Here is a 22,505-nt window from a genome sequence, read left to right as displayed (position 1 = left end):
CGTAGCTAGTCACGAAGCCATGCAAATCGTTGTCAGTGGCTAGAATAGCAAAACCGATGCTCGAGTCTCAGTCCGATTCGAAGACGAGTTCGAAGAATTTTCGCTGGGCGGCGCGGAGGTGATTGTTGAACGTCGGCTGTGAGACGCCGAGTGCCTCGCTGATCTCGCTGCCAGTGCGTTCTCGTGGCGACTCGAAGAATCCGCTCTCGTAGGCGGTCTGGAGCACCTCTCGCTGCCGGTCGGTCAGTATCTCGTCCATGTCCGCCGTGAACCCGCTCGTCGTTCGGCGGTCCCTCTCTCGGGGCTGTTCGCGTCGCGCCAGCAACTCCGAGTGGTCGTACGTCGCCTGGATCGTGTCGATGAACAGCCGAACGTCCGCGCTCTCCGGGAGGGCGACGGCGATCGTTCCTTCGCCGCCTTTCGCCCTGAATCGCTGGGGGATGGCGCCGTGACCGAGGAGCGTTCCGAAGAAACTCGACTCGTCGACCGTACATTCGAAGAGGCACTCCTCGTCGCTCTCCGAGATGAGTCGCGTGTCGTCCACCGCGAACGCTCGCTCCATGTGCTCGAGGACGGGTTCCGGCGGCGTCTCGTGGGTGGTGAAGAAGACGCGGTACCCACCGTTCGAGCGGGCGACCACGCTCTCGAGTTCGACGACACAGCCGACCTCGGCAGTCACTGAGAGGAACGGGATGGAGTCGTCCCGAATCTCGAACTCGACTTCGACGAACTCGTCGCTCACGAGCGCTTTCTTGCTCTCGACGGCGTTGATCGCATAGGCGATGGTCTCGCCGAGCTCCACGAGAACGGTACGCTCCAGATCCCCGAACGTCTCGAGCTGGTCCGAATACACCGTCAACACGCCGTAGCGCATCTCGCGGTACACGAGCGGAATCGCGATGCAAGCGCGATAGCCGCGCTTGAGCGCCTCGCGACGCCACCGGGGGAGTGGCGGCTCGCCCAGCAGGTCCTCGATAACCTGCGGTTCCTGCGTCTCGTTCGCCAGTTCCGTCGGTTCCCGTTCGCTCGAGTCGGCGTTTCTCGGATCGATCGCATCGAGGTACCCCTCGTTGGCGCCGCCCCACTCCTGGGGAGTCACCGCGTCGTGTACCGCGTCGTACTCGCCGATCCAGGCGAAGGTGTACGGTCCGGCGGTCGTCAACTGGGTGCAGACGGCCTGTTCGATCGCCGTGCGCGAATCCGCCGCCACCAGCGCCTGGTCGATGTGACGGATGACGTCGTTGACCTGGTTCAGTCGCGTGAGCCGCTCGTTCTGTTCGTGCAGGCGTTCGTCGCGTTCGATCAACTGGCGTTCCCGTTCGGCCCGATCGAGCGAGGATTCGGCGTTCGTCGCCAGGAGGCGAGCCAGCGACGGTTCCGTGCTCGCGGCCAGTATCCGGGCGAGCGACAGTCGCTCGTCGTGTACGTCGTCGCTCGTCCTCGAGCCGATGACGAGCACGCCGTGTCGCCCGAGCGGGAGGATCGCGACGCCGTAGGTGTCGGCGTCGGCGTCGGCCCCGGGGGCGACTGCCATCTCGTCGTGAACCGTCACCCGTTTCTCGGCGAACGCCTGCCACGCCAGTTCGGCCTGCGGGTCGAACATCTGCTCCGCGTCGACGATCGTTTCGGCCATCGCCGTCTGTGCGCGTGGTCTGAGCGTCCCCGTCTCGCTATCGTAGACCGCGATCATCGTAATCGGGAGGCCGAGCGCCGATTCGGCCGTCTCGACCACGGTATCACAGACCTCTCGTACCGTCTCCGCTCCGAGCAACTCCCCCGTCGCCTCGACGAGCCCCTCGAGTTGCGCCTCACGCCGGCGTCGCCGTTTCTCCTGTTCGACCCGGTCGAGGGCCGCCTCGGCGGTAGCCGCGAGCAGCCCGGCAAGCTGGCGTTTGTCCGCGTCGAACACCCCAATCTGGTCGGAGACGGCGACCATGACGCCGTGAGACCCGAGCGGAAGCCAGATGCCGCTGGGAAACGCCGCCTCGAGACCTTCGTCGCGGTCGGTCATACCGTCGTCCATCACGATGGTCTCTCCCTCGGCGAACGATCGCCACGCGACCGAGTCGTCTCCGGGACGCACGGGCGAAAGGGCTCCAAACCGGTTCTCGACGTACTCGGTCGTCGCGGCTGGCGAGAGCCGGGTTCCGTCCTCGCTGGCGAAGTACACCCCGGCGCCGGGAATGCCGAGGACTTCGTTCGTCGTCTCGAGGATGAGGTCGCACACGTCCTCGGCGGTCTCGGCGTGGAGTAGTTCCCGGCTCGATTCGTGGAGTGCCGTCAGCGTCCGTTCGTGTTCCTCCCGCTCGAGGGTGAGCGCGAGGAGCCCCTCGTTCGTCTCCCTGAGTTCCGCTTGCAGCGCCTGGATCATGTCCTGGTCTGCGTCCGAGGGCTGTTCGTCACCGTCCTGGCCGCTCATCGCGACCCCCTCGTGACCACCAGCACGGTCGCGTCGTCGTTCTCGTCTGCCAACTCCGCCAGGAGTCGGTGGGCGAGCGTCGAACTCGGTTCGTCCACGAGGTGGACGAATTCGTCCCACTTCCAGAGCGACCGTACGCCGTCAGAATACAGCGCCAGGGCGTACTCGGGGTCCCACTCGTTTTCCCTGATCAGCGGTTCCGGGGCGTCGTTCCCGAGCACTCCCCGTCGAGTCACGAACTCGAGTGGCACCGGGGCATCGACCTTGTGAGAGATATTGCCGACGCTGGCGTACGAAATCGTCTCTCTGGACCAGTCGAAACGAGCGAGCGCCATGACGACTCCGCGCGTCCTGGCACACACCCGTTCGACGCCCTGAAAGATGGCGGTGAGCGACTGGTCGAAGTGGCTCGTGACGTACCGTTTTGCCGCCGCCGCGGCAGTGTGTGCATCCCGTCCGTGCCCCAGTCCGTCGATCACGCCGACGAGGGCGCTGTGTCCCCACCGTTTGATGACGAACGCGTCGCCGTTCGGATCGCCGCGCGAACGGGGACGCGTCGCCGCTCCGAACGTGAGCGGAAACGGCTTCTGTGAACGCGTTCGAGTCCGAAATTCGCGTTTGGCGACGATGTGTGTGCCGGCGTGTGAATCGGGGCGAGGAACGACTTCGAATTCGTCCATGAGGCGATCGACCGCCCCGAGGCCGGACCCCAGGCTCCCCGCCGTCGAATAGCCGTCGGTGATCGCTCGATCGACGTCGCCGATTCCCGGCCCCGAGTCCTCGGCGTGAATCTCGATACCGTGATGGTCGTCCGACGACGTGGGCACGAGCGTGATCGTCCCTTCGCCGGCGTGTTTGACGATGTTCGAGGCCAGTTCGTGGATCACGAGGACGACCTCTTCGATGGTCGACTCGTCGAGTTCGAACGCTGCAAGGATCGGCTTCGCCCGGCGGCCAGCGAGGATGACGTCGGCCTGTTTGGAAATCGTGATCGACGTCTCGTCGTCACCCGTCATTGGCGACCACTCGTGGCACGTACTTGCGAATGGTGACGGTCGTCCCCGTCTCGGCACTCGTGTCGATCTCGAACTCGTCCATCATCTTCCGGGCGCCGGAGAGGCCGTGGCCCATTCCGCTCGACGTCGAGTACCCCTCCTCGAGGGCGCGATCGACGTCCGGAATTCCCGGGCCATTGTCGTCGAAGACGATTTCGACCACGCGCCGACTCCCCTCCGAGCGGACGCGCCAGCGCATTGTCCCGACCTCGGCGTAGAGATAGATGTTCCGGGCGAGTTCGGAGACTGCGGTCACAATCCGGGTGGTGTCCGTCAGCCCGAAGCCGACGTTCGAAACGACGTTGCGAATCGTGGTCCGGGCGGTGACGATGTCCGATTCGGAGGCGATCTCGAGGACCCCTTCTTCGCTCACCATGTGACTCATCTCGAATCTATCTCGAGGGCGTCTAGCGCCGCATCGATACTCTTGGCCGTCTGCACACCACCCAGGTCGAACCCGAGTTCGGTCACCGTGATGGCGATGGCAGGGCTGATGCCGACGAGAATCGGTCGAACGCCCATCAGTTCGACCATCTTTGCCGTCTCGACGATCACCCGGGCGAAGAACGAGTCGACCGTTTGCACGTCGGAGACGTCGAGCACGACTCCCTCGATGCGCTCGAGGTTCGTCTGGTTGATACGCTCGAGAATGCGCTCCTGGAGGTCGTCGATCGTACTGTCCGACGGGTGTGGGGGGAGGGTCGCGATCAGCGTTCCTCGCACCTGGATAACGGTGACGCGATCTGTGTGGGTCATATTACTGGGATTGGGACGCATTCGTCACGATGTCGATGTTCTGGGTGAGGTGCAATCCGAGTTCCAGCCCCTCGCTCAACGTGGACCTGGTTCGGATGTCGTCCATCGTGATCCCGAGCTGGACCAGCGTCTGGGCGATGTTGGGGTTGATCCCGGTGATGATGACTTCGCTGCCTAGCAGCGACACGGCGTTCACCGTATCGGTGAGGTGCTGTGCCGTCGCCGTGTCCACGTTGGGAACACCAGTGATGTCGATCAACGCAATCTCCGACCCGTTCTCTGTGAGTTCGATGAGCAACTCCTCGGTGAGCCGCTGTGCGCGAGTCGTATCCAGCGTTCCGACCACGGTTGCGAGCGTGATGCAATCCCAGATCTCGACGATCGGCGTCGACTGTTCGAGAATCGCTTCGGCCTGTTCAGCCGTCTTCCGCTCGAGTCGCTTGCGCTCGGAGATGTCGGTGACGTAGGCGATGAACTCCCCGTCGTCGATAGTTCCAGAGACGAGAACGTCCACCGTTTCCCCGTCGTTCGCGATCAGTTGCGTCTCGAATGCATCCACGTGACCCGTTCTCTTGAGCTGTTCTTCGAGTCGCTCACTGTCCTGTGGATCCGCGTATTCGATGGACGAGATCTCTGAGCGTAACTGTTCGACCGAATCGAAAGAGAGCATTCTGGCGAGTTGCTGATTGGCGTACTGATTCTCCGAGTCGACCTGGGACGCTTCGAGATCCAGATCGTCGACCGGAACCCGAAAGATGCCGATAGGAGCATTTTCGATTAATTTCTCGTAGGGGGGATCACTCGGTGACATCCGTAATCCGGTAAAAGTACAAAATCTGGCCTATTAACGTTTAGGACGAATTAGGTGTTATATTTCCGTCACTACTGTTGGTTGCCGATGGGTGTCTTCCTCGAGGAGCGAGTTTCTGGTTCAAACGGCTCGGAGACCGTTCGATGGGGCATTCGTGCCTCTGGCAGGAGAACGACGAAATCCGACCAACTCTCACATTCAGTGATGGTCCGATTCTGAAGAGTGTTTTGGTGGCTTGCCAATAGATCGCTCGCGTCAACGAGTAGGTATGCGCTCTCGAGACGTTCCCACTCGAGCTAGCTGAAAGCGCGAACCGTGAGACCCGCCAGCGGGTCGCGAGACGCGAGACGCCAACCGCGAAACGCTAGACACCACCCGCACCCTTCCGTGGCGCAATCGCACCGCACCGGACCAGTCGTCCGAGAACGCAGGCCACCACTCTCCGGAGCGAGCCGAACACTCGAGTACAGTGTCCGCTCGAGGGATAACTGCATTTAACCCACTGGAAAGCAGACCCGGTGGTATGGGAGCCGAGGAACTCGCGTCGCGTCTCGAGGAGGTACTCGCCGTCGATGCCGAGTCGTTTCGCGACCGCGCGATCGAGGAAGCCGACGTCATCGTCGAGGGAATCGAGTCGGGCGCGTTTGACAACCCACAGGCGATCGTCGGCTTCGAGTACGAATTCTACGCCATCGACGCCGAAACGGCCGCGCTCAAGCGCGTTCCTCGGCGTCTCCTCGAGTTGATGGGCTTCGAGAAGGAACTCGGCCTCCACAACGCGGAGATGACGACGAGTCCGCAACCGCTCAACGCCGACGGACTTCGCGCCCAGGAGTCGGAGATTCTCGCCCGCCTGCGCGCGGCGGAGAACGTCGCGAAAGCAGAGGGGATGCGCCTGGTCAGCGACGGACTCTGGACCCTGCCGCCGGCCGGCGAATCCGCCTACGAGTACCTGACGGACACGGTCGAACGGACGCTCGAGGTCGGCGATTCCTCAGGCGACAGCGAGGAAGCGGGCACCAACTCGCGCACCGTCACGCTCGCAACGAACATGAGCGACGCCGCGCGCTACCACGCGATGGCCAACACCGACCGTGCCGAGGCCGCCGGGATGGTCCTCGACTGCCCGCACGTCTCGCTCGCTGCCGAGACCGCGATGCCCGAGAGCCTCATCACCTCGATTCAGCCTCACTACCAGGTCCCCCACGCCCCGGACCTGCCGACGTACTTCAACTACGCCGTCAGGATCGCCGGTCCACTGCTCGCACTGGGAGTCAACTCGCCGTTCCTTCCCGCCGACCTCTACGACGACGGGGCGGCCGCCGAGGACGTCCTTCGCGACGCCTGGATGGAACACCGGATCAGCATCTTCGAGACCGTCCTGAACGATCCCTCGGCCGGGACCGGCAAAGTTCGCTTCCCGTACGACCTCGAGAGCGTCGAGAAAGCCGTCGAGCGAATCGCCACCGACGACACCCTCGTGCCGATGCCGGTCGGCGACGGCGACCGGTTCGACGACCAGTTCGCCCACTTCCGGCGCAAGCACGGCACCTACTGGCGGTGGGTGCGCCCGGTCTTCGACGGCTCGAGTCGGTCGGCGGCGAACGCCCGCATCGAGTTTCGCCCGATTCCGGCCCAGCCGACCGTCCGGGACTCCGTCGCGTTCCTCGCGGCGTACGCGGGGCTTCTGGAGAGTCTCACTCACCTCGAGCACCCCGTTCGCGAACTCGACTGGGAGATCGCCCGCGAGAACTTCTACGCCGCGATGCGCGACGGGCTGGCGGCCGACCTCGAGTGGATCACGAACGACGGACAGACGACGAGCGACACGGAAGCCGTCTACGCAGACCTTTTCGCACACGCCGAAGACGGCCTCTCGAGTCGCGGCCTGACCGACGAGGAGGTCGCGGCCTACCTCCACCCGCTTCGGCGTCGCGTCCGCCAGGGTCTGACTCCCGCCCGCTGGAAACACGAACTGGTGGCCGACGAGGTCGCCTCGGGGGAGTCGCTCGCGGGCGCCCTCGAGGTGATGCAACGTCAGTACGTCGAACAGCAAGCCGAGACGCTGTTCGAGGGGAGTTTCGCGGACTGGGCGTGACCCACGCCAGCCCGGGACGCAAGCGTTGCGCTCGAGTCGGTCGAGCAGTCGATGATCGGTATCGGGCCACAACTGCTTAAGCCCCGCAGTGGAAACTGACGCGTATGGTTACGTTCCTCTCCGGGGGTACCGGCACGCCGAAGCTGTTAGACGGGGCCGGAGCGGCGTTCTCGCCGGACGAGATTACCGTCGTCGCCAACACCGGCGACGACATCGAACTCGGCGGTCTCTTCGTCTCTCCCGACGTCGACACGCTTCTCTTCCAGGGCGGTGGCGTCCTTGACCGCGAACGGTGGTGGGGGATCAGGGGCGACACGCACCGCACGCACTCGGCGCTCTCCGACATCGCCGCAGCGGCCGACCTCCCCGACGGCCCGCAGTATCTCGAGGCCTCGAGACAGACCGAGGGCCGCGACATCGCCCGGTGGCGTCGGTTCTCGGGCATCGCGGAGTTCATGACGATTGGCGACCGCGACCGAGCAGTTCACCTCACGCGGACCAGCCTCCTCGACCAGGGACACACGCTCTCGGAGGCTACCAACGTCCTCGCCGACGGATTCGGGCTGACGATCGACGTCCTGCCGATGAGCGACGACGCCGTCGCGAGCCTGATCCACACCGAGGACGGCCTAATGCACTTCCAGGAGTACTGGGTCGCCCACCGCGGGAAACCGACGATCACGAACGTCGAGTTCCGCGGTTCGTCGAACGCCGAACCGGCACCGGGGGTGCTCGAGGCGCTCTCCGACCCCGTCGTGATCGGGCCCTCGAACCCGGTGACGAGCATTGGGCCGATGCTCGCGCTGCCCGGCGTCGCGAGGGCGCTGATGGAGACACCCGTCGTCGCCGTCTCGCCGTTCCTGGGTGACGAGGCGTTCTCGGGCCCGGCCGGTGACCTGATGGAGGCCGTCGGTGCGACGCCGAACACGGCTGGTCTGGCGACGGCGTATCCCTTCGCCGACGCGTTCGTCATCGACAGCGACGACCCGACCGAGTTCGACCGGCCGACGATCCAGACCGACATCCGGATCGACTCACCGGAGGACGCCGGTCGCGTGATTCAGGCCATCGACGAGGCGCTCTCGATCCTCGCCTGACCGATGTCATCGCACTCGCTCTCCGCACCACTCTCGCTCTCCCCGCCACTCGCACTGGCCAGTCTCTCGGGACAATCGGACGCCGAATGGGCGCTCGCAGCCGCCGAGTGGGCCGGCTGTGCGTTCCTCGGCGGTATCGCGCTCGACGGCCCGTCCCGCGAGGCCGCACGCGAACTCGTCGCCCGCGACCGGACCGAATTCCTGCCCGACGACCCGGTCGCATTCGTCGACGATCAACTCGCCGCCCTCGAGGACGAGTCCCTGCAGGCGGGAATCAACGTCAGGAGCGCCAGCGTCGACGCAATCCCGGCCGTCGCCTGCGTCTGTCGGGAGCGGGACGCGTTGCTCGAGATTAACGCCCACTGCCGCCAGCCCGAGCTCTGTGCGGTTGGCTGTGGTCAAACGCTCCTCCGAGACGCAGACCGACTCGGCGAGTACGTCGCCACCGCCGCCGACGACGGCGCGACCGTCGGTGTCAAGGTTCGCGCCGAGGTTTCGGGCGTCGACCTGTCGGCGCTGTGTCGCTCGCTCGAGGCCGCCGGCGCGTCGTTCGTCCACGTCGACGCGATGGACTCCGAATCAGTCATCGCCGACGTCACCGACGCCTGCGACCTGTACGTGATCGCCAACAACGGCGTCCGCGACGAATCGACCGTTCGCGAGTACCTCGCCTACGGCGCCGACGCGGTCAGCGTCGGTCGGCCCAGCGACAATCCGGTCGTCCTCGAGCGGGTGCGGCGGGCGCTCGAGAGGGAGGAGAGCGAGGCCTGAGTTCGCGGTCGACGATTGATAGTTCTCACACGCGCTGGTAGGGCCCGAGTCGAGTCCCGTCGAGCAGGTACGACTCCGTCGAGGCGAGGGCCTCCGGCAAAAACGGTGCGAGAAACGACTGGTTCTCGCGGTTGGTCCACGTCCCGCCCGCCAGGTCGTTGAACGCCGGCACGACCACGACCTCGGGCGGATCCGCGTCGCCCTCGAGCCACGGCAGTCCGTCGTAGGCCTCGCCGTCGCGTCCACGAAACGGAGCGGGGTCGAGCCGTCCGCGAAGCCAGACGCGCTCGACACGGGCGCCGCCGACGTCGTCCTCGAGTCGGACGGTGGGGTGTTCGTGGCCGAGGCAGACAATGTCGGCCTCGAGCACCGATCGGTCGGGCCAGGTGTGACCGTGACAACAGCCGAGACTATCGAGCCGGACGCCGCTGCCGTCCGTGATCCGAAGGGGTGTACCGCCCAGTTCGCCCTCAACGGTGGCGTTGCCGTCGCCGTCATGGTTCTCGAGGTCGCCAGGTTCGTCGTACCCCGTCCCCAGCCACCCCTCGATGGCTCCGTCGTGGTTACCCCGGACCAGCGTCACCGAGACGCCATCTGGAAGCGACTCGAACAGCACCTCGAGTTCGCCACGCTCCGCACCGCCAGGATCACCGATGGCGTGCATCAGGTCGCCGAGGACGATCAGCCGATTCGCGGCGGTTCGCTCGAGCAGCGAGCACAGTCGGGTTCGACGCTCGGCCGCTCGACTGGGGACGTCGACGCCGCGCTCGTAGCGCAACCCGACCTCGTAGCCGGCGTGGTAGTCCGCGACCACGAGCGCGCGCTCGTCGCCGAGTTCCGCGACGGCTGCCGGTTCGTCGGGCACGGGCTCGAGGCGGGCCATCGGCTCAGATAGCCTTCAATTTGCCGTCACCGGGCTCGTAACACTGCCCGCCCATCAGGGCGTCGTCGATGGCCTCCTCGACGTCGTCCTCGTCGGCACCGGTCTCGTCGGTGACAGTGTCGATCACGGCCGAGCGATCCGCGCCCTCGCCGTCGTCGAGGTCCGTCATCGTCTCGACGACGAGATCCTGGAGGTCGACGTCCTCGAGGTCGGTCTCCTCGTCGCCGTCGTCTTCGTTTTCGTCTTCGTCGACTCCCTCGGCCTCCTCGGTACTCTCTTCGTCGACTTCGGGTTCCGCTTCGTCGTCTTCGTCGTCTTCGACGTCCTCGACCGACTCGTCGCCCGCTGGCACGTCGATATCTGCCTCACCCGGCTCGTCGACGTCCGCCCCCGTCGAGAACTCGGTCCCGAACTCGGCCTCGAGTTGCTCGCGTTCCTCGTCGTCCATCTCGTACATGCCTGAGGCGTCCTCGAGTTCGTCTTCCTCGAGGTCGCCGTTCTGGCCGACGTCGACGGATTCCTCGTCGACGGGCTCTTCGTCAACGGATCCATCGTCGGCCGTCGAATCCGATTCCTCGGCGGTGGCTGCCTCGTCCTCGCCCTTGCCCTCGGCCTCGACACGGGCGTCGAAATCGCCGAGTTCGTCGGCCGTCGAATCCGATTCTCCGGCGTCGAAGTCACCCAGTTCGTCGCCTCCACTCGCGTCGTCTCCGCTGGCGTCGTCGGCCTCGAGATCGGCGGATTCGGTCCCGGTGTCGCTCGTCACCGCGGAGTCTGTGGTTTCGGCTGCCGCCGGCGCCTCGGGTTCGTTCTCATCCCGAGCAGGGGCGTCCTCAAGGTCGCTGTCGCCATCCACATTCACATCCACATCCACGTCCAGGTCGACGGACTCGGCGCTCGCCAGCGCGGCGAAGCTCGGCGCACCCGGTTGCGAATCGCTCGGCTGTCGGTTCAATCCGCGCACCTCGTCTCTGTCGCCGGCCACGACTGCTGCTGCATCGAGCGCGAGGTCGCGAACGCCCTCGAGGTAGGCGGGCGTGGTCCCGTAGTGGCCCTGGGCGAGCGGGATGCCGGCGGCGAGGCCGCGTTCGACGCCCGCCTCGCGCAGAGCCGTCTCGAGCGCGTCACCCGAGGCCTCGAGGTCGGCCGCCGCCGCGTAGGTGCCGACGCGCTCGAGGGTCTGTTCGGCCGCCGACACGACCCAGCGATCCCGCGTCTCGGGGTCGACCGTGGCGATACTCTCGGGGCGAATCGACGTGTAGACGACGTCCGAATCGTCGGGCTGGAACGTGCGTGCCTTACCCGTGACGGCCACGAACGCCGGCGGGTCGATCCGCTCGAGGAAGGCGAGTTCGTCGGGCTGGTACTGGCCGGCGTAGACGACGAACGCGCCGGTCGGATCGACGACGCGTGCGCGGAGCATCTCGTCGTTGACCGCCGTGACCTCCGTGAGCGCCCCGACGACGAACACTCGGTTGAGTCGCGCCCCCGTTGGAGTGATGACGTAGTTCGGCGCCCGCTCCTCGTCGCTCTCGGCGTGGGAGTAGTCGGCGTCGTCGAACTCCGCTGCGAAGACCCGGTAGGCGACCTCGCGTCCCGGCACCTCCTCGCCGTCAACGGAACTCATGCCTCCACCTCCGAGGCTCGGTCCCGCTCATCCAGGACCGCTCGAGCACGTTCGACCGGATCGTCGTCGCTCTCCTCGAACGTGCTGGCGTCCAGGTTTGCGCCGTACTCGTCGACCGAGAGGTGGCCGCGAACGCGGTACTCCGTGCCGACGACGTTTTCCCGGATGGTGTCCGCGACGGCCTCCTGGTCCATCGCCTCGCGGGCCTCGTCCTTCGCGTCCTCGAGGTCGCCGCCGTAGACCGCTTCGGTGAGTTCGTCGTCCAGGATCACCGTCACGGCGCCGGTGCCGTCGTCCAGGATCGCCTTCACTCGGAGGTCGTCGACGCCGTCGACGTCGCCGTGGGTCCGACACTGCCCCTTCTGGACCACGCGATTGCACTCGGGACAGCGCTGGATCAGTCCGGAACCGTCGCGGACGGCCAGCAGGTTCCCGACGAGTTCCACGTCGTATACGCCGCCGGTCGCGACGGCCTCCCCGATGGGGAGTCTGGGTGCGTCGGAGCCGACGTCGACGTTCGTCTCGAGGGCCGTCACCGTCGAGAACTCCGAGACGTTCACTTCGGGTACGCCGCGGAACTCGCGGACGTAGGCGTTCTCGATGCGAACCGAGGCGCCCTCTTCGATCTCTGGGACGGGATCCCAGTTCGTAAACGGCAGTCGACCACTCTCGTCGCCGAAGACTCCGCTGAGGATCTCGGTCTCGCCGTCTCGCCCGTTGATCGTCCGCTCCTCGCACTCGAGGACGGCGACCTCGATCGTCTTCGCGCGGTCGCCGGTCCGGAGATCGGCGAGATTGGCGTCTCCGCCGACCTCGTAGGGGACCTCGAGGGAGTCCTTGAGGAACGACAGCGAGGTGCTCTCCCCGAGGTTGAGTTCGGGTTCGCCGTCCCACTCGCGGACGCCGGCGTTGCCCGCGGTGATCGTGTCGCCCGGCGAGAGGCCGAAGTCCTCCCAGGCGGTGAAGTCGATCACGCCGGTTTCATCGGCGAGTTCGCCCTCGACGATGACGTGGTCCGAGCCCTGGTAACGGATTGACCGTTCGCCCGCGCTCAGGACGACCCCGGTGACCGTCACCGATCCGTCGTCGGGCGTGATCTCCCCGACGTCTCTGGCCGAGGGTGCGCCGCTCGAGCCGCCACTCGAGCCGTCCCCATACTTTCGACGGAGGCTCTGTGTGGCCTCCTCGAGCGGGACGCTGTACTCGAGTAGGTTCTGCAGGTCTGCTTTGACCTCCTCTTTGTCAACACCGAGATCGGAGGCGAGATCCTCGGCATGGGTATCGATATCCATCGGGTTCACTTCGAACGGAGAGGTAAAAAGCGTTCCCGGAACGGAGTGAAAGTAAACGTCGTCGTCGAAGGCCCGGGGATGGTAACCAGATGGGTCGAACCGCCGTGTTCTACTAGTGGTTCTGCCGATTTCGATTCGCCTGGACTTGGTTATAGTCTTCTAATTTGAGAGGATTGGATCGACTGTGCCCAATACAGCGCGTAGATTGACCGACGACGAACCCAAATCCTCATAACACCCTGATACAATACAGCGCTCAATGGGGTACTTCTCACGTGGAATCACCTCCGTTGGGGGCCAGCGCTTCATCTTCAGTCTCGGAAGTGTCTACCTCGCGGGTGCTATCGGATGTGCGCTCATCGCTATTGGTGGGATCCATTCGTTCGACGACCTCTTCACTAATTGCGTGCTACTTGGTGCAAGTGGAATCGTTCTCGTATCTGGTGCCTATCATCTCCCACGCACCGACCTCCGCCCCGACCTCTACGCAGACGTCGCCAGTTGGTGTGTCCGGGCCATCGGCGCCATGCTCGGTATCGTACTGTTTAGCGCATTGACGGGGGGAGTCAACGACCCCATTGCTGGCTTCGTCGTGCTCCCGGCGCTCGCCAGCATTGCTGGGCTTGGGTTAGGGTACAAGGATGCACGGGCCAAAACTCGTGCGTTAGACGCCGAAGATCGCCAGCGTGAACTCGAACAGGCAAACCGAAAACTCGAGCAGGTGAACCACGACCTCGAACGGGCGAACCGCAACCTCGAGCGCTACGAAACGATCGTCGAGACCGTCAACGATGGCATCTATCTCGTGGATGAAGACGGCTACTTCACGCTGGTCAACAGCGCCTACTGCGAGATGGTCGGCTACGATCGCGAGGAGCTGCTCGGCAGCCATGGCTCGCTCGTCGTGGACGAAGAGACGGTCGAAGCGGCGTACGACTATCAAGAACAGATGGTTGTGGGTGAGGAGCAGGAAGAGGAGACGGTCACGTTCGAGGCTGACGTTCATACTGCGAATGGGGAGACCATTCGGGCGGAAGCCTCGTTTGCAATTATCCGGGACGATGGCGAGTACGAACGAGTCGGCGTTGTCCGTGACGTAACCGAGCGGAACAAACGCGAACAGCAACTCGCCGAACAGAACGATCGACTGGACAGGTTCGCGGGAATGTTGGCCCACGAACTCCGGAACCCCGTGAGCATCGGCCAGATATACAGCCGAGAACTCCCGACAGAAACGAAACCAGAAGTGAAGGAGTACATCACCGAAGCGTTCGACCGCATCGAAGACATTATCGACGCCATGTTGGTTATCACGCGGGGGAGCGACGCGCTGTCTGAACCAACGCCAGTCTCAGTAGTGGAAACGGCACAGGAGACGTGGAGAGAGGTGGACGCCCCCGAGGCGAGACTGGAGGTGGAGGCAAACCAGACGATCGAAGCTGATAGCACGTATCTCCGCCATCTCTTTCGGAATCTGTTCGAGAACGCGGTCAACCACGGCGGAGCGGACGTCACAATCACGGTCGGTGACCTCCCCACCGGGTTTTTCGTTGCCGACGATGGGGTCGGAATCCCTCCAGCCGACCGCGATGAGATTTTCGAGGAGGGATATACGACGGCGAGCACGGGAGCGGGGATGGGATTGGGGTTGACGTTCGTCAAAGAGTTAGCGGACGTGTACGGTTGGACGTGTTCGGTGACGAAGAGCGATACTGGTGGGGCTCGATTCGAGTTCGAGAACGTGTCGATGACGCAAACTGCCACTGACTAGCCGTCTAATTCGCACCACACGTTGCTCACGTCCGCTACTGTCAGGGACGACGAACTTCGACGGAGCAATCCGTTTCGGTCTGGGCTGCGGTGAACGCTTTACCGCTCGCGCCCGTTGAACGAGCATGGCCGATACCCTGACCTGTCCGGAATGCGGGGACACGATTCGCTCACGAGAACACCTGGAAGCGGGCCACGAGGTCGCCGAACTGGAACCGAACGAGGATGGACTGACCCTCTACGGAAATCGCGACCTTTTCCTCTGTCGGAACTGCAAGCGTCCCCTCGGCGTCGGGCGCTGAGCGACACGACTCTCCATTGGTCTCCCGGACCGATGGTCGATTCTCGACGTCGACGAGCCTCGCGGTGCTTTCTTTACCCACCGCTCCGGAGAGAGCGTATGCACGTCGTCGTCAACGCTGCGATGAGCGCCGACGGGAAACTCTCCTCAAGGCGACGGGAGCAGGTCCGTATCAGCGGCGAGGCGGACTTCGACCGGATGGACGCGCTCCGGACGGCGAGCGACGCCATCGTCGTCGGCGTCGGGACGGTGCTGGCCGACGATCCGCACCTGATCGTCAAGAACGACGAACGGCGACAGCGACGGCTCGAGGCTGGCGAATCACCGTCGCCCGCCCGCGTGGTCGTCGACTCGAGTGGTCGAACGCCGCCCGACGCAGCTGTGCTCGACGACGACGCCGAGACCTACGTCTGCGTGACCGAGGACGCACCCGCCGAGACCGTCGATGCCCTCGCCGAGCGTGCGACGGTCGTACCCGCGGGAACGGGCCGTGTCGACCTCCGCGAGGCGTTCGCTGCTCTCGAGTCGGTCGGTCTCGAGTCCATCATGGTCGAGGGCGGCGGCGAACTCATCTTCTCGCTGGTCGAAACCGACCTGATCGACGAGTTGCGGGTGTTCGTCGGTCCGCGACTCATCGGTGGAAGAGACGCCCCGACCCTGGCCGACGGCGAGGGCTTCGTCGCAGACTTCCCGAAACTCGAACTCGAGGACGTCGAACGACTCGACGGCGGTGTCGTCCTGTCCTGGCGACTCGAATCGGACGCGGCTGTGTGATTCGTTCCCGCGTCACTGGGATAGCCAACAGGTATATACCCCACCGTGTTCTGCACCCACCAACGACCGGTGCACGACGTGAGCGCTTTCCGCACACACTCGGTTCGACCCCTACTCGCCCTGTCCCTCGGCGCCTTCGGCGTCTCGGGACTGGTAACTGCAGGAACCGCTTCTCTGGAACCCACGACGCTCGAGACGACGCTGGGCGCCGCCCTCGCCGTCGTCGGCGTCTACGGCGTCGCGTGCTACGCACGACGCGTTTCCAGACCGACGCTGGCGCGCCTCTCGATCGGGCTCTGGCTCGCGTTCATCGCCATCGCCGCCCTCCACCTGCCGGGGCTCGAGGCGACCGGCGCGGCCCTTCCGGCGCCCACCGGCGGCATCGTCGCCGGGTTTACCGCACTGACGTGGGCGACCCTCGTCGGCGCCGCCTCGACGACAACGTTCCTCGCCTTCCAGGAGTACAACGCCGGCACTGACGCGATTCCGGCCGAGGAATCCGTCGTCGACCAGGACTACGACTACTAGCGCCGCCGTTTTTCTGTACCCCTCCCCTCTCGAGCAGCGATTCCGAGCGACTGGTGGGGACGCTCCGCGCCGAGACGTTGGTCGACGATTGGCTATGCTATAAAAATAATAGTAAATTGGTGCACATTCGATAGTATAGAATCGGGGCGATTCGCATCGAATCCCCCGCGAATCTGTGTCTTGCTCCGAACAGAGAGAGGGACTCGAGACGTCGCCGTCGCAGCCTGCCACGGCTACCGAACTCGATAGCTCACCGCGATTCCCTCCCCCAGCGGAAGCACCACCGTTTCGAAGTCCGGATCAGCACGAACCGTCTCGAGGTACGTCGCAATACCCCGCGTGTGCTCGTTGACGTCGTCCGGATCGCCACCCTCGACGATCTCGAGGAGTTTCTCGAACTGTATGATCCCCGCTCGCATCGCGTTGTCCGCGACGATCACGCCGCCGACGGCGAGCTTCGGCTTGATGGCCTCGAACGCCTCCGTGTAGCGGTGTTTCTGGTAGTCGATCAACGCCACGTCGAACGGCCCCTCGTAGTCCTCGACCGTCTCGAGCGCATCACCGAGTTCGTAGCTGGCGAGGGCGTCGTAGCCACCGCGCTCGAGGTATGACTTCGCCAACTCGAGTTCGTCCGCGTCCACTTCGGTGAGCACGATCTCGCCGTCGTCGGGGAGCGCCTCGGCGAACCAGTACGCGGAGTAGCCGTAGCCGGAACCGAACTCGAAGATGCGCTCGGCGTCGGCGAGGCGAGCGAGTAGGCGGAGGAAGCCGCCGACTTCGGGACCGACGTGGGGGAAGCCCTCGGCGGCCGCGTACTCGTCCATCTCGGCGAGCGTCTCGTCCGGTTTCGGGCCGGTCGCCCGGACGAACCGGGCGATTTCGTCTGCAAGAACGTCGACCATAGCCGATGATACGCTGCGACGAGAATAAAAGGCCGGGTGAGACGGGCGCCCGAACGACGTATCGATGGGGCCGACTATCGATACTTCCATATACGACCCCGTCTGATACGAATACATGACGATAAATTGTCACCTCTCGAGCCACACCCGGCATATTTCTCCCCAAAACGTTTCAACGCCCACCGTTGACAGTTCATCCACTCCGCGATCCCTCCACTAACTATCCGCAATGGCCCTCCTCACCGTCGTCTTCGTCACTGGATTGATCGTCGCAACCGGTCTCGTCACGACCTGTGCGTTCAGTACGAGTATCGAGCAGTTCCGTCACGCCGTCGCCGACTTCGACCGACGACTCGGCGACATCGCGCCATACCTCGCCGTGGCGGGGCTCTTTTTCGTAGCGAAGCAGGCGACGAACGGTCTGAGTCTCCGTATCTCCCGCGCGCTCGGCTGGGACATCACCGACTCGCTGTACGAACTCGAGGGACTGTTCGTTGCCGACCTGCAGGCAGCGGTTCCCGAGCCGCTCATCGGGTTCTTCTCGGCGATGTACATGTTCGGGTTCCCGTACCTGCTCGTCGTCCCGCTCGTGCTGTACTTCGTGCACACCTCGAGCCGGCACCTCAAGGGAGTCCTTACCGCCTACGTCCTCAACTACGCCGTCGGGGCGATTCTGTACACACTCTTTATCGCCTACGGCCCTCGAAATCGAGTGCCACATCACGTCTCCGGGTTGATGTACGACGTCTACCCGGAGACGCAGACGTTGACGGCCGCGGTGTCCTCCAACACCGACGTCTTTCCGTCGCTACATACTTCGCTCGCAGTCGTCGTCGCGCTGTTCGCCTGGCGGACCCGAAAGACGTACCCGCTGTGGACGTACGTGTCCTCGATCACGGCCGCGGCAGTCGCCCTTTCGACGATGGTGCTCGGCATCCACTGGCTCACGGACGTCGTCGCCGGCCTCGTGCTCGGCACCTGGAGCGTCGTCGTGGCGACGCGCGTCGTCGAAACCGTCGAGGGTGAATCCGACGCGCCGTCGCCGCTTGAGGACGGCGAGGAGAGCGTCGCCTCCGAACTCGGTGATTGAGGCGATTGGCGTCTCGTATCGGCTCCTACCAATGACCGATGGTGATGGTCGAACGGGGAAATAGAGAACCGACACCCGACGACGAATGGATCAGGCGACCGTCCAAATCCCCATCGCGGCCGTCGAACTCCCACCGATGAGCACCGGGAGCCAGTAGACGGCTCCACGGAAGATGAGGACGGCGGCGGTAATCTCGGGAAGCGGAACGGCGGTCGTCGGGACGAGCAGGAGGACGAACGCCGCTTCGATGCCTCCGAGTCCACCCGGGAGCGGCGCGGCGCCAGCCAGATTCGCCAGCGGAATCGCAAAGAGAACGACCGAAACGTGGACGCTGTACCCGACGGCAGCGAACGCCGCGAGGAGGGCTGCCGCCTGGAAAAGCCAGCCGAGGAGCGAGAGGCCGACGATGAACGCGAGCTGTCGGCGACTCGTCCCGACCTGGCGGAGGTTGGCGAAGAAGTGCGCCACCCGTCCCGCGATCTCGCGCTCGAGCGCGACCGGATTGAGTCGTCCGCCGCCGAATCGACCGGCTACCTTCGCGATGGTCGCCGGCACGTGCGCCTCGATACGCTCTCGAACGGCCCACCCGAGCGCGAGCACCAGGCCGAGGACGGCGACGAGCGCGATCGCACCCGTCAGTGCGTTTTCGAGGCGTGGACCGACCGTGGCGGTCGTCGCGTAGTAGCCGACGCCCACGAGCGCCAGGAGGACGGACGGGGCGACGTTGGAGACGTCGACGGTGGCGATGCCGGCGAGGCCGGTCTCGTACTTCGCACCCGTGCTCCGCGAGATGAGCAACGCGGAGAAGGGCTCCCCGCCGGCCTGTCCGAACGGCGTCACGTTGTTCGCGAAGACGGCCCCCGCGTAGACCAGGAACGCCTTTCCGACGGTGACGCCGACGCCCAGTGTCTCGAGCACGGTTCGGAGCATGAGACTCCAGGAGGCGAGCCAGGCGAGGCCGAGGACGATCGTCGCCGCGACGAACGCCGGGTCGGCCGCCAGCAGCGCGTCGACGACGTACTCGGCGCCGACGACGACGAACAGGACGACGAACACCGCGAGCGCGCCGAACGCGCCGAGAAGCAAGGCCCGCCGACTCCCAGGTGCCATACCTGAGAGTACGGACCGATCCCCTTGAACGTCCTGATTCGCCTCGAATCCGGCGCAAGTACCGGTTTTTTGCCGCCAGGCGACGAACCAGTAAAGATACGTCGATTGGATAGCAAACGGGACATAACAGATGAAAAGTCAGCGTTTCCTCGACTCACAGTGGGACTACTGTCTCGTCCTGGACGCGTGTCGGTACGACGTGTTTAGCGAGGTGTACGACGAGTACCTCGAGGGCACGCTCGAGAAGCGACGGAGTACGGGGTCGTCGACGCCGGAGTGGGCGTCTCGAACGTTCACCGGCGACCACGACATCGCGTACTTTTCGGGGAACCCGTTCATCAACGACCTCGGGATTCCGCTGAACGAACTCAAGTGGGGGGCCAGTTGCGACTACGAGTGGACGGCGAACGAACACATCAGCGACGTCGTCGACGTCTGGAAGCACGGGTGGGACGACGACCTCGGTACCGTTCCGCCCGACAGCGTAGCGGAGTCGTTCGCCGAGCATCGGGACCTGGTCGAGACGGCCGATCGGACGGTCCTTCACTACATGCAACCCCACGCGCCGTACCTCGCCCGTGGCACGGGGCAGAAACTGAAACAGATCCAGAAGGGCATCCGACGGCAGGACGAAGCCGACGAGGACGACGACGGGGGCGTCCTCGACTCCCTCGGCGAGACGGTCAGGCCGAAGGTGGAGTCGACCCTCGAAGGGAGCGAACTCGCCCAGAAGGCCGGCCTCTGGCTCGAACTCGACCCGGCGGATCTCGTCCGCAACGGCACCCGCGACGCCGCGATGGCCCTCTACGAGGAGAACCTGCGAATCGCCCTCGAGTCCGTCGCGGCCCTCGTCCCGGAACTCGAGGGGCGGATCGTCGTCACTGCCGATCACGGGGAGGCCTTCGGTGAGGAGGGCGTCTGGGAGCACCACATCGAAACACACATTCCGCCGCTCGTGGAGGTCCCGTGGCTCGTCCTCGAGTGAGTAGGCGGGGCGGTCCGTCCGCGGGGACGAACCAGTCGCCATCGGATCGGCCAGCGTCGAACCGGTTGCCACCAAACGGGTCGGCAGCGAGGGGTGACATCGCGTGAAGGTCTCCCACTACTTCGAGTTCGAAGCGCACGTTACGGGCGGCATCCGGGAGTCGGTCGCCCACCAGCGCAAGATGCTGGACCGACTGGACGTCACGTACACGACCGAACCCCGCCTCAACGTCGACGTGTTTCACTGCAACCTCATGGGGCCGCGGTCGGTCTGGTACGCCCGGCGCGCTCGCTCGAGGGGAGTTCCGGTCGTCGCCAACACCCACGTCACCGCCGAGGACTTCGGCGACAGCTTCCGGTTCACCAACGCGCTGGCGAAGCCGTTGCGGCCGTACCTCGAGCGGGCCTACGGCCTGGCCGACGCGCTCGTCTGTCCCTCGGCGTACAACCAGCAACTGATCGAATCGTACGCCGACGTGCCGACGACCGTCATCTCCAACGGCGTCGACGTCGAGAAACTCGAGGGGTTCGAGTCGCTCGAGGAGACCTACCGAGAGCGCTACGACCTCGAACCTCCCGTCGTCTTCCTCGTCGGTCACGTCATCAAGCGCAAGGGGCTCGAGACGTTCGTCGAGACGGCGCGGCGGCTTCCGGACGTCGATTTCGTCTGGTTCGGCCCCGTGGATCGCTCGCTGAAGGGTCGGGAGACGCTTCGTCTCGTCGACGACTCCCCGTCGAACTGCACGTTCACCGGCTACGTCGAGGACATCCGTGGCGCGTTCGCGGCGGGCGACGTCTTCTTCTTCCCGACCCACGAGGAGAACGAGGGCATCGCCCTGCTCGAGGCGATGGCGGCCGGCAAACCCGTCGTCGTCCGCGACATCGAGACGTTCGCGTGGCTCGAGGATGGCGAGGACTGCCTGAAAGTCGACGCGGACGGCACCGAGGGGTTCGAGCCGGCGATCGAACGGCTTCGCGATCCCGACGTCCGTCAGCGATTGGGCGACAACGCCGCGAAGCGAAGCGAGGCGTTCTCGCTCTCGGCGGTCGCGGGTCGCTACGAGACCCTGTACGCGGAGGTGACCTGAATGAAGATCGGCTTCTTCACCGACAGCTACTTCCCCGGCATCGACGGCGTCACGTACACGATCGACCTCTGGCGGGCGGAACTCGAGGCGAAGGGACACGAGGTGTACATCGTGTATCCGGACGGCGAGTACGAACCGGACGAGAACGAGATTCCCGTCCGGTCCCTGCCGAACCCGTTCTACCGGGGGTATCGGATTCCCCTGTTCAAGCGAACCTCCAAACTACCGGATCTCGACGTCGTCCACTGCCACGGGCCCGCTCCGGTGGGCATCCTCGGGCGCTACTACGCCCGGAAGCACGACGTGCCGTCGATCTACACCCACCACACGCCGCTCGAGGAGTACTTCCACCAGAGCGTGAAGTCGAAGACGGTCGCTCGCGGCCTGAGCAAGCTGTACGTCCCCTGGGAGAACGCCCTGCTCGGGAGTTTCGACGTCGTCACCGCCTCGACGAGTCGGATCAACCGCGCCGTCGAGTACATCGAACTCCCGGTCGGCATCGACATGGAGTTCTTCCAGCCGACCGACGAGGACTGGTATCCCGACCCGGACCAGACCGTCGTCGGGTACAGCGGTCGGCTGAGCATGGAGAAGAACGTCGACGAGATCCTGCGCGTCGCCGCCGAACTGCCCGAGTACGAGTTCGTCGTCGTCGGCGAGGGGCCGTACCGCGAACCACTCGAGGCGCAGGCGCCCGAGAACGTCACCCTGCGGGACTTCCTCCCGCGCGAGGACGTCCCTACCTTCTACTCCTCCATCGACGTCTTCGTGACGGCCTCGACGGGCGACACCCTGGGCCTGTCGACGCTCGAGGCGAACTCCTGCGGGACGCCGGTCGCCGCCGCCGACGTCCCGCCGTTCGACGAGACCATCAGGCCCGAGAACGGCGACCGGTTCGCCCTGGGGGACCTCGAGGCGATGGCCGGGGGGATCGAGTCCTGTCTCGAGACCGACCGCGATACACGGGCGGCCGTCGAGCGCTACGCCATCGACCGGACGCTGGTCCACCTCGAGCAACTGTATCACAACGTACCGCTGACGACGCCGGCGGCGTCCGCGCTCGAGGATTTGCAGTGGGGGCCATCCCACGAGGATTGATTGTCAGTAGTTCGACGGCAGTTCGACGGTAGTTCGACGGTGCCCCGAGCA

General features: G+C 64.9%; 21 protein-coding genes. 11 read left to right on the top strand and 10 right to left on the bottom strand.

Annotation, left to right across the window (positions count from 1 at the left end; all coding sequences use genetic code 11):
- Positions 1–67: 67 nt before the first annotated feature.
- From ACFQS4_RS11625 to ACFQS4_RS11605, 5 genes are read right to left on the bottom strand one after another with little or no spacing between them, the layout of a single operon-like run.
- Positions 68–2,419, bottom strand: coding sequence for a bacterio-opsin activator domain-containing protein (locus tag ACFQS4_RS11625; protein WP_497901669.1), 2,352 nt, complete (start codon positions 2,417–2,419; stop codon positions 68–70).
- Positions 2,416–3,435, bottom strand: coding sequence for an ATP-binding protein (locus ACFQS4_RS11620; protein WP_497901668.1), 1,020 nt, complete (start codon positions 3,433–3,435; stop codon positions 2,416–2,418). Before ACFQS4_RS11620 ends, ACFQS4_RS11625 begins: the two co-directional genes overlap by 4 nt.
- Entirely contained in the window at positions 3,425–3,850 is a 426-nt protein-coding gene (locus tag ACFQS4_RS11615; protein ID WP_497901667.1) for an anti-sigma regulatory factor, read from the bottom strand. Before ACFQS4_RS11615 ends, ACFQS4_RS11620 begins: the two co-directional genes overlap by 11 nt.
- Positions 3,851–3,855: 5 nt before the next feature.
- Positions 3,856–4,230: an STAS domain-containing protein gene (locus ACFQS4_RS11610; RefSeq protein ID WP_497901666.1), complete on the bottom strand. Its 375-nt coding sequence runs from the start codon at positions 4,228–4,230 to the stop codon at positions 3,856–3,858.
- A gap of 1 nt (position 4,231) precedes the next feature.
- A complete protein-coding gene (locus ACFQS4_RS11605) occupies positions 4,232–5,041 on the bottom strand; it encodes an STAS domain-containing protein (protein WP_497901665.1) in 810 nt (269 codons plus the stop codon).
- A gap of 523 nt (positions 5,042–5,564) precedes the next feature.
- Here ACFQS4_RS11605 and ACFQS4_RS11600 point away from each other — a divergent pair.
- The 3 genes from ACFQS4_RS11600 (at position 5,565) to ACFQS4_RS11590 (ending at position 9,007) form a co-directional block, all read left to right on the top strand.
- Positions 5,565–7,139, top strand: coding sequence for a glutamate-cysteine ligase family protein (locus tag ACFQS4_RS11600; RefSeq protein WP_497901664.1), 1,575 nt, complete (start codon positions 5,565–5,567; stop codon positions 7,137–7,139).
- Positions 7,140–7,243: 104 nt separating this feature from the next.
- Positions 7,244–8,236: a 2-phospho-L-lactate transferase gene (cofD, locus tag ACFQS4_RS11595; protein ID WP_497901663.1), complete on the top strand. Its 993-nt coding sequence runs from the start codon at positions 7,244–7,246 to the stop codon at positions 8,234–8,236.
- Between the two features lie 3 nt (positions 8,237–8,239).
- The gene (locus ACFQS4_RS11590) at positions 8,240–9,007 is read left to right on the top strand and encodes a tRNA-dihydrouridine synthase (RefSeq protein ID WP_497901662.1); all 768 of its coding nucleotides are present in this window, start codon (positions 8,240–8,242) and stop codon (positions 9,005–9,007) included.
- A gap of 25 nt (positions 9,008–9,032) precedes the next feature.
- On the opposite strand, the gene ACFQS4_RS11585 is transcribed toward ACFQS4_RS11590, so the two are convergent.
- The 3 genes from ACFQS4_RS11585 to ACFQS4_RS11575 are packed head-to-tail and all read right to left on the bottom strand — an operon-like array spanning position 9,033 to position 12,809.
- Positions 9,033–9,890 (bottom strand): metallophosphoesterase, encoded by an 858-nt coding sequence (locus ACFQS4_RS11585; protein ID WP_497901661.1) that lies wholly within the window; start codon positions 9,888–9,890, stop codon positions 9,033–9,035.
- Positions 9,891–9,894: 4 nt separating this feature from the next.
- Positions 9,895–11,517: an RPA family protein gene (locus ACFQS4_RS11580; protein ID WP_497901660.1), complete on the bottom strand. Its 1,623-nt coding sequence runs from the start codon at positions 11,515–11,517 to the stop codon at positions 9,895–9,897.
- The gene (locus ACFQS4_RS11575) at positions 11,514–12,809 is read right to left on the bottom strand and encodes a Single-stranded DNA binding protein (protein ID WP_497901659.1); all 1,296 of its coding nucleotides are present in this window, start codon (positions 12,807–12,809) and stop codon (positions 11,514–11,516) included. Before ACFQS4_RS11575 ends, ACFQS4_RS11580 begins: the two co-directional genes overlap by 4 nt.
- 259 nt (positions 12,810–13,068) lie before the next feature.
- On the opposite strand from ACFQS4_RS11575, the gene ACFQS4_RS11570 reads away from it, so the two are divergent.
- The 4 genes from ACFQS4_RS11570 to ACFQS4_RS11555 all read left to right on the top strand — a co-directional run bounded on the left by ACFQS4_RS11570 (position 13,069) and on the right by ACFQS4_RS11555 (position 16,182).
- Entirely contained in the window at positions 13,069–14,580 is a 1,512-nt protein-coding gene (locus ACFQS4_RS11570; protein ID WP_497901658.1) for a PAS domain S-box protein, read from the top strand.
- 124 nt (positions 14,581–14,704) lie between these two features.
- Positions 14,705–14,881 carry a hypothetical protein gene (locus ACFQS4_RS11565; RefSeq protein WP_497901657.1) on the top strand — a complete coding sequence of 59 codons (177 nt, stop codon included), beginning with the start codon at positions 14,705–14,707 and terminating at the stop codon, positions 14,879–14,881.
- Positions 14,882–14,979: 98 nt separating this feature from the next.
- Positions 14,980–15,654, top strand: a complete 675-nt coding sequence (locus ACFQS4_RS11560; RefSeq protein ID WP_497901656.1) for a 2,5-diamino-6-(ribosylamino)-4(3H)-pyrimidinone 5'-phosphate reductase — start codon at positions 14,980–14,982, stop codon at positions 15,652–15,654.
- 78 nt (positions 15,655–15,732) lie between these two features.
- Positions 15,733–16,182 (top strand): hypothetical protein, encoded by a 450-nt coding sequence (locus ACFQS4_RS11555; protein ID WP_497901655.1) that lies wholly within the window; start codon positions 15,733–15,735, stop codon positions 16,180–16,182.
- Positions 16,183–16,415: 233 nt separating this feature from the next.
- On the opposite strand, the gene ACFQS4_RS11550 is transcribed toward ACFQS4_RS11555, so the two are convergent.
- The gene (locus ACFQS4_RS11550) at positions 16,416–17,084 is read right to left on the bottom strand and encodes an O-methyltransferase (RefSeq protein WP_497901654.1); all 669 of its coding nucleotides are present in this window, start codon (positions 17,082–17,084) and stop codon (positions 16,416–16,418) included.
- Between the two features lie 229 nt (positions 17,085–17,313).
- Between ACFQS4_RS11550 and ACFQS4_RS11545 the strand changes: the two genes are divergently transcribed.
- A complete protein-coding gene (locus tag ACFQS4_RS11545) occupies positions 17,314–18,174 on the top strand; it encodes a phosphatase PAP2 family protein (RefSeq protein WP_497901653.1) in 861 nt (286 codons plus the stop codon).
- A 90-nt stretch (positions 18,175–18,264) separates the two neighbouring features.
- Here the strand turns inward: ACFQS4_RS11545 and ACFQS4_RS11540 are convergent, their stop codons facing one another.
- The gene (locus ACFQS4_RS11540; protein WP_497901652.1) at positions 18,265–19,284 is read right to left on the bottom strand and encodes a lysylphosphatidylglycerol synthase transmembrane domain-containing protein; all 1,020 of its coding nucleotides are present in this window, start codon (positions 19,282–19,284) and stop codon (positions 18,265–18,267) included.
- A 130-nt stretch (positions 19,285–19,414) separates the two neighbouring features.
- Here ACFQS4_RS11540 and ACFQS4_RS11535 point away from each other — a divergent pair, with 130 nt between their 5' ends.
- From ACFQS4_RS11535 to ACFQS4_RS11525, 3 genes are all read left to right on the top strand, one after another.
- Positions 19,415–20,269, top strand: a complete 855-nt coding sequence (locus tag ACFQS4_RS11535; RefSeq protein ID WP_497901651.1) for a hypothetical protein — start codon at positions 19,415–19,417, stop codon at positions 20,267–20,269.
- Between the two features lie 103 nt (positions 20,270–20,372).
- Complete coding sequence (locus tag ACFQS4_RS11530; RefSeq protein WP_497901650.1) at positions 20,373–21,356, top strand: glycosyltransferase family 4 protein; 984 nt, start codon at positions 20,373–20,375, stop codon at positions 21,354–21,356.
- The gene (locus tag ACFQS4_RS11525; protein ID WP_497901649.1) at positions 21,357–22,454 is read left to right on the top strand and encodes a glycosyltransferase; all 1,098 of its coding nucleotides are present in this window, start codon (positions 21,357–21,359) and stop codon (positions 22,452–22,454) included.
- Positions 22,455–22,505 lie beyond the last annotated feature (51 nt).

The organism is Saliphagus sp. GCM10025317, from assembly GCF_042663665.1.
Classification (GTDB): Archaea; Halobacteriota; Halobacteria; order Halobacteriales; family Natrialbaceae; genus Natronosalvus.
This window is presented reverse-complemented; position numbering and strand designations above follow the sequence as displayed.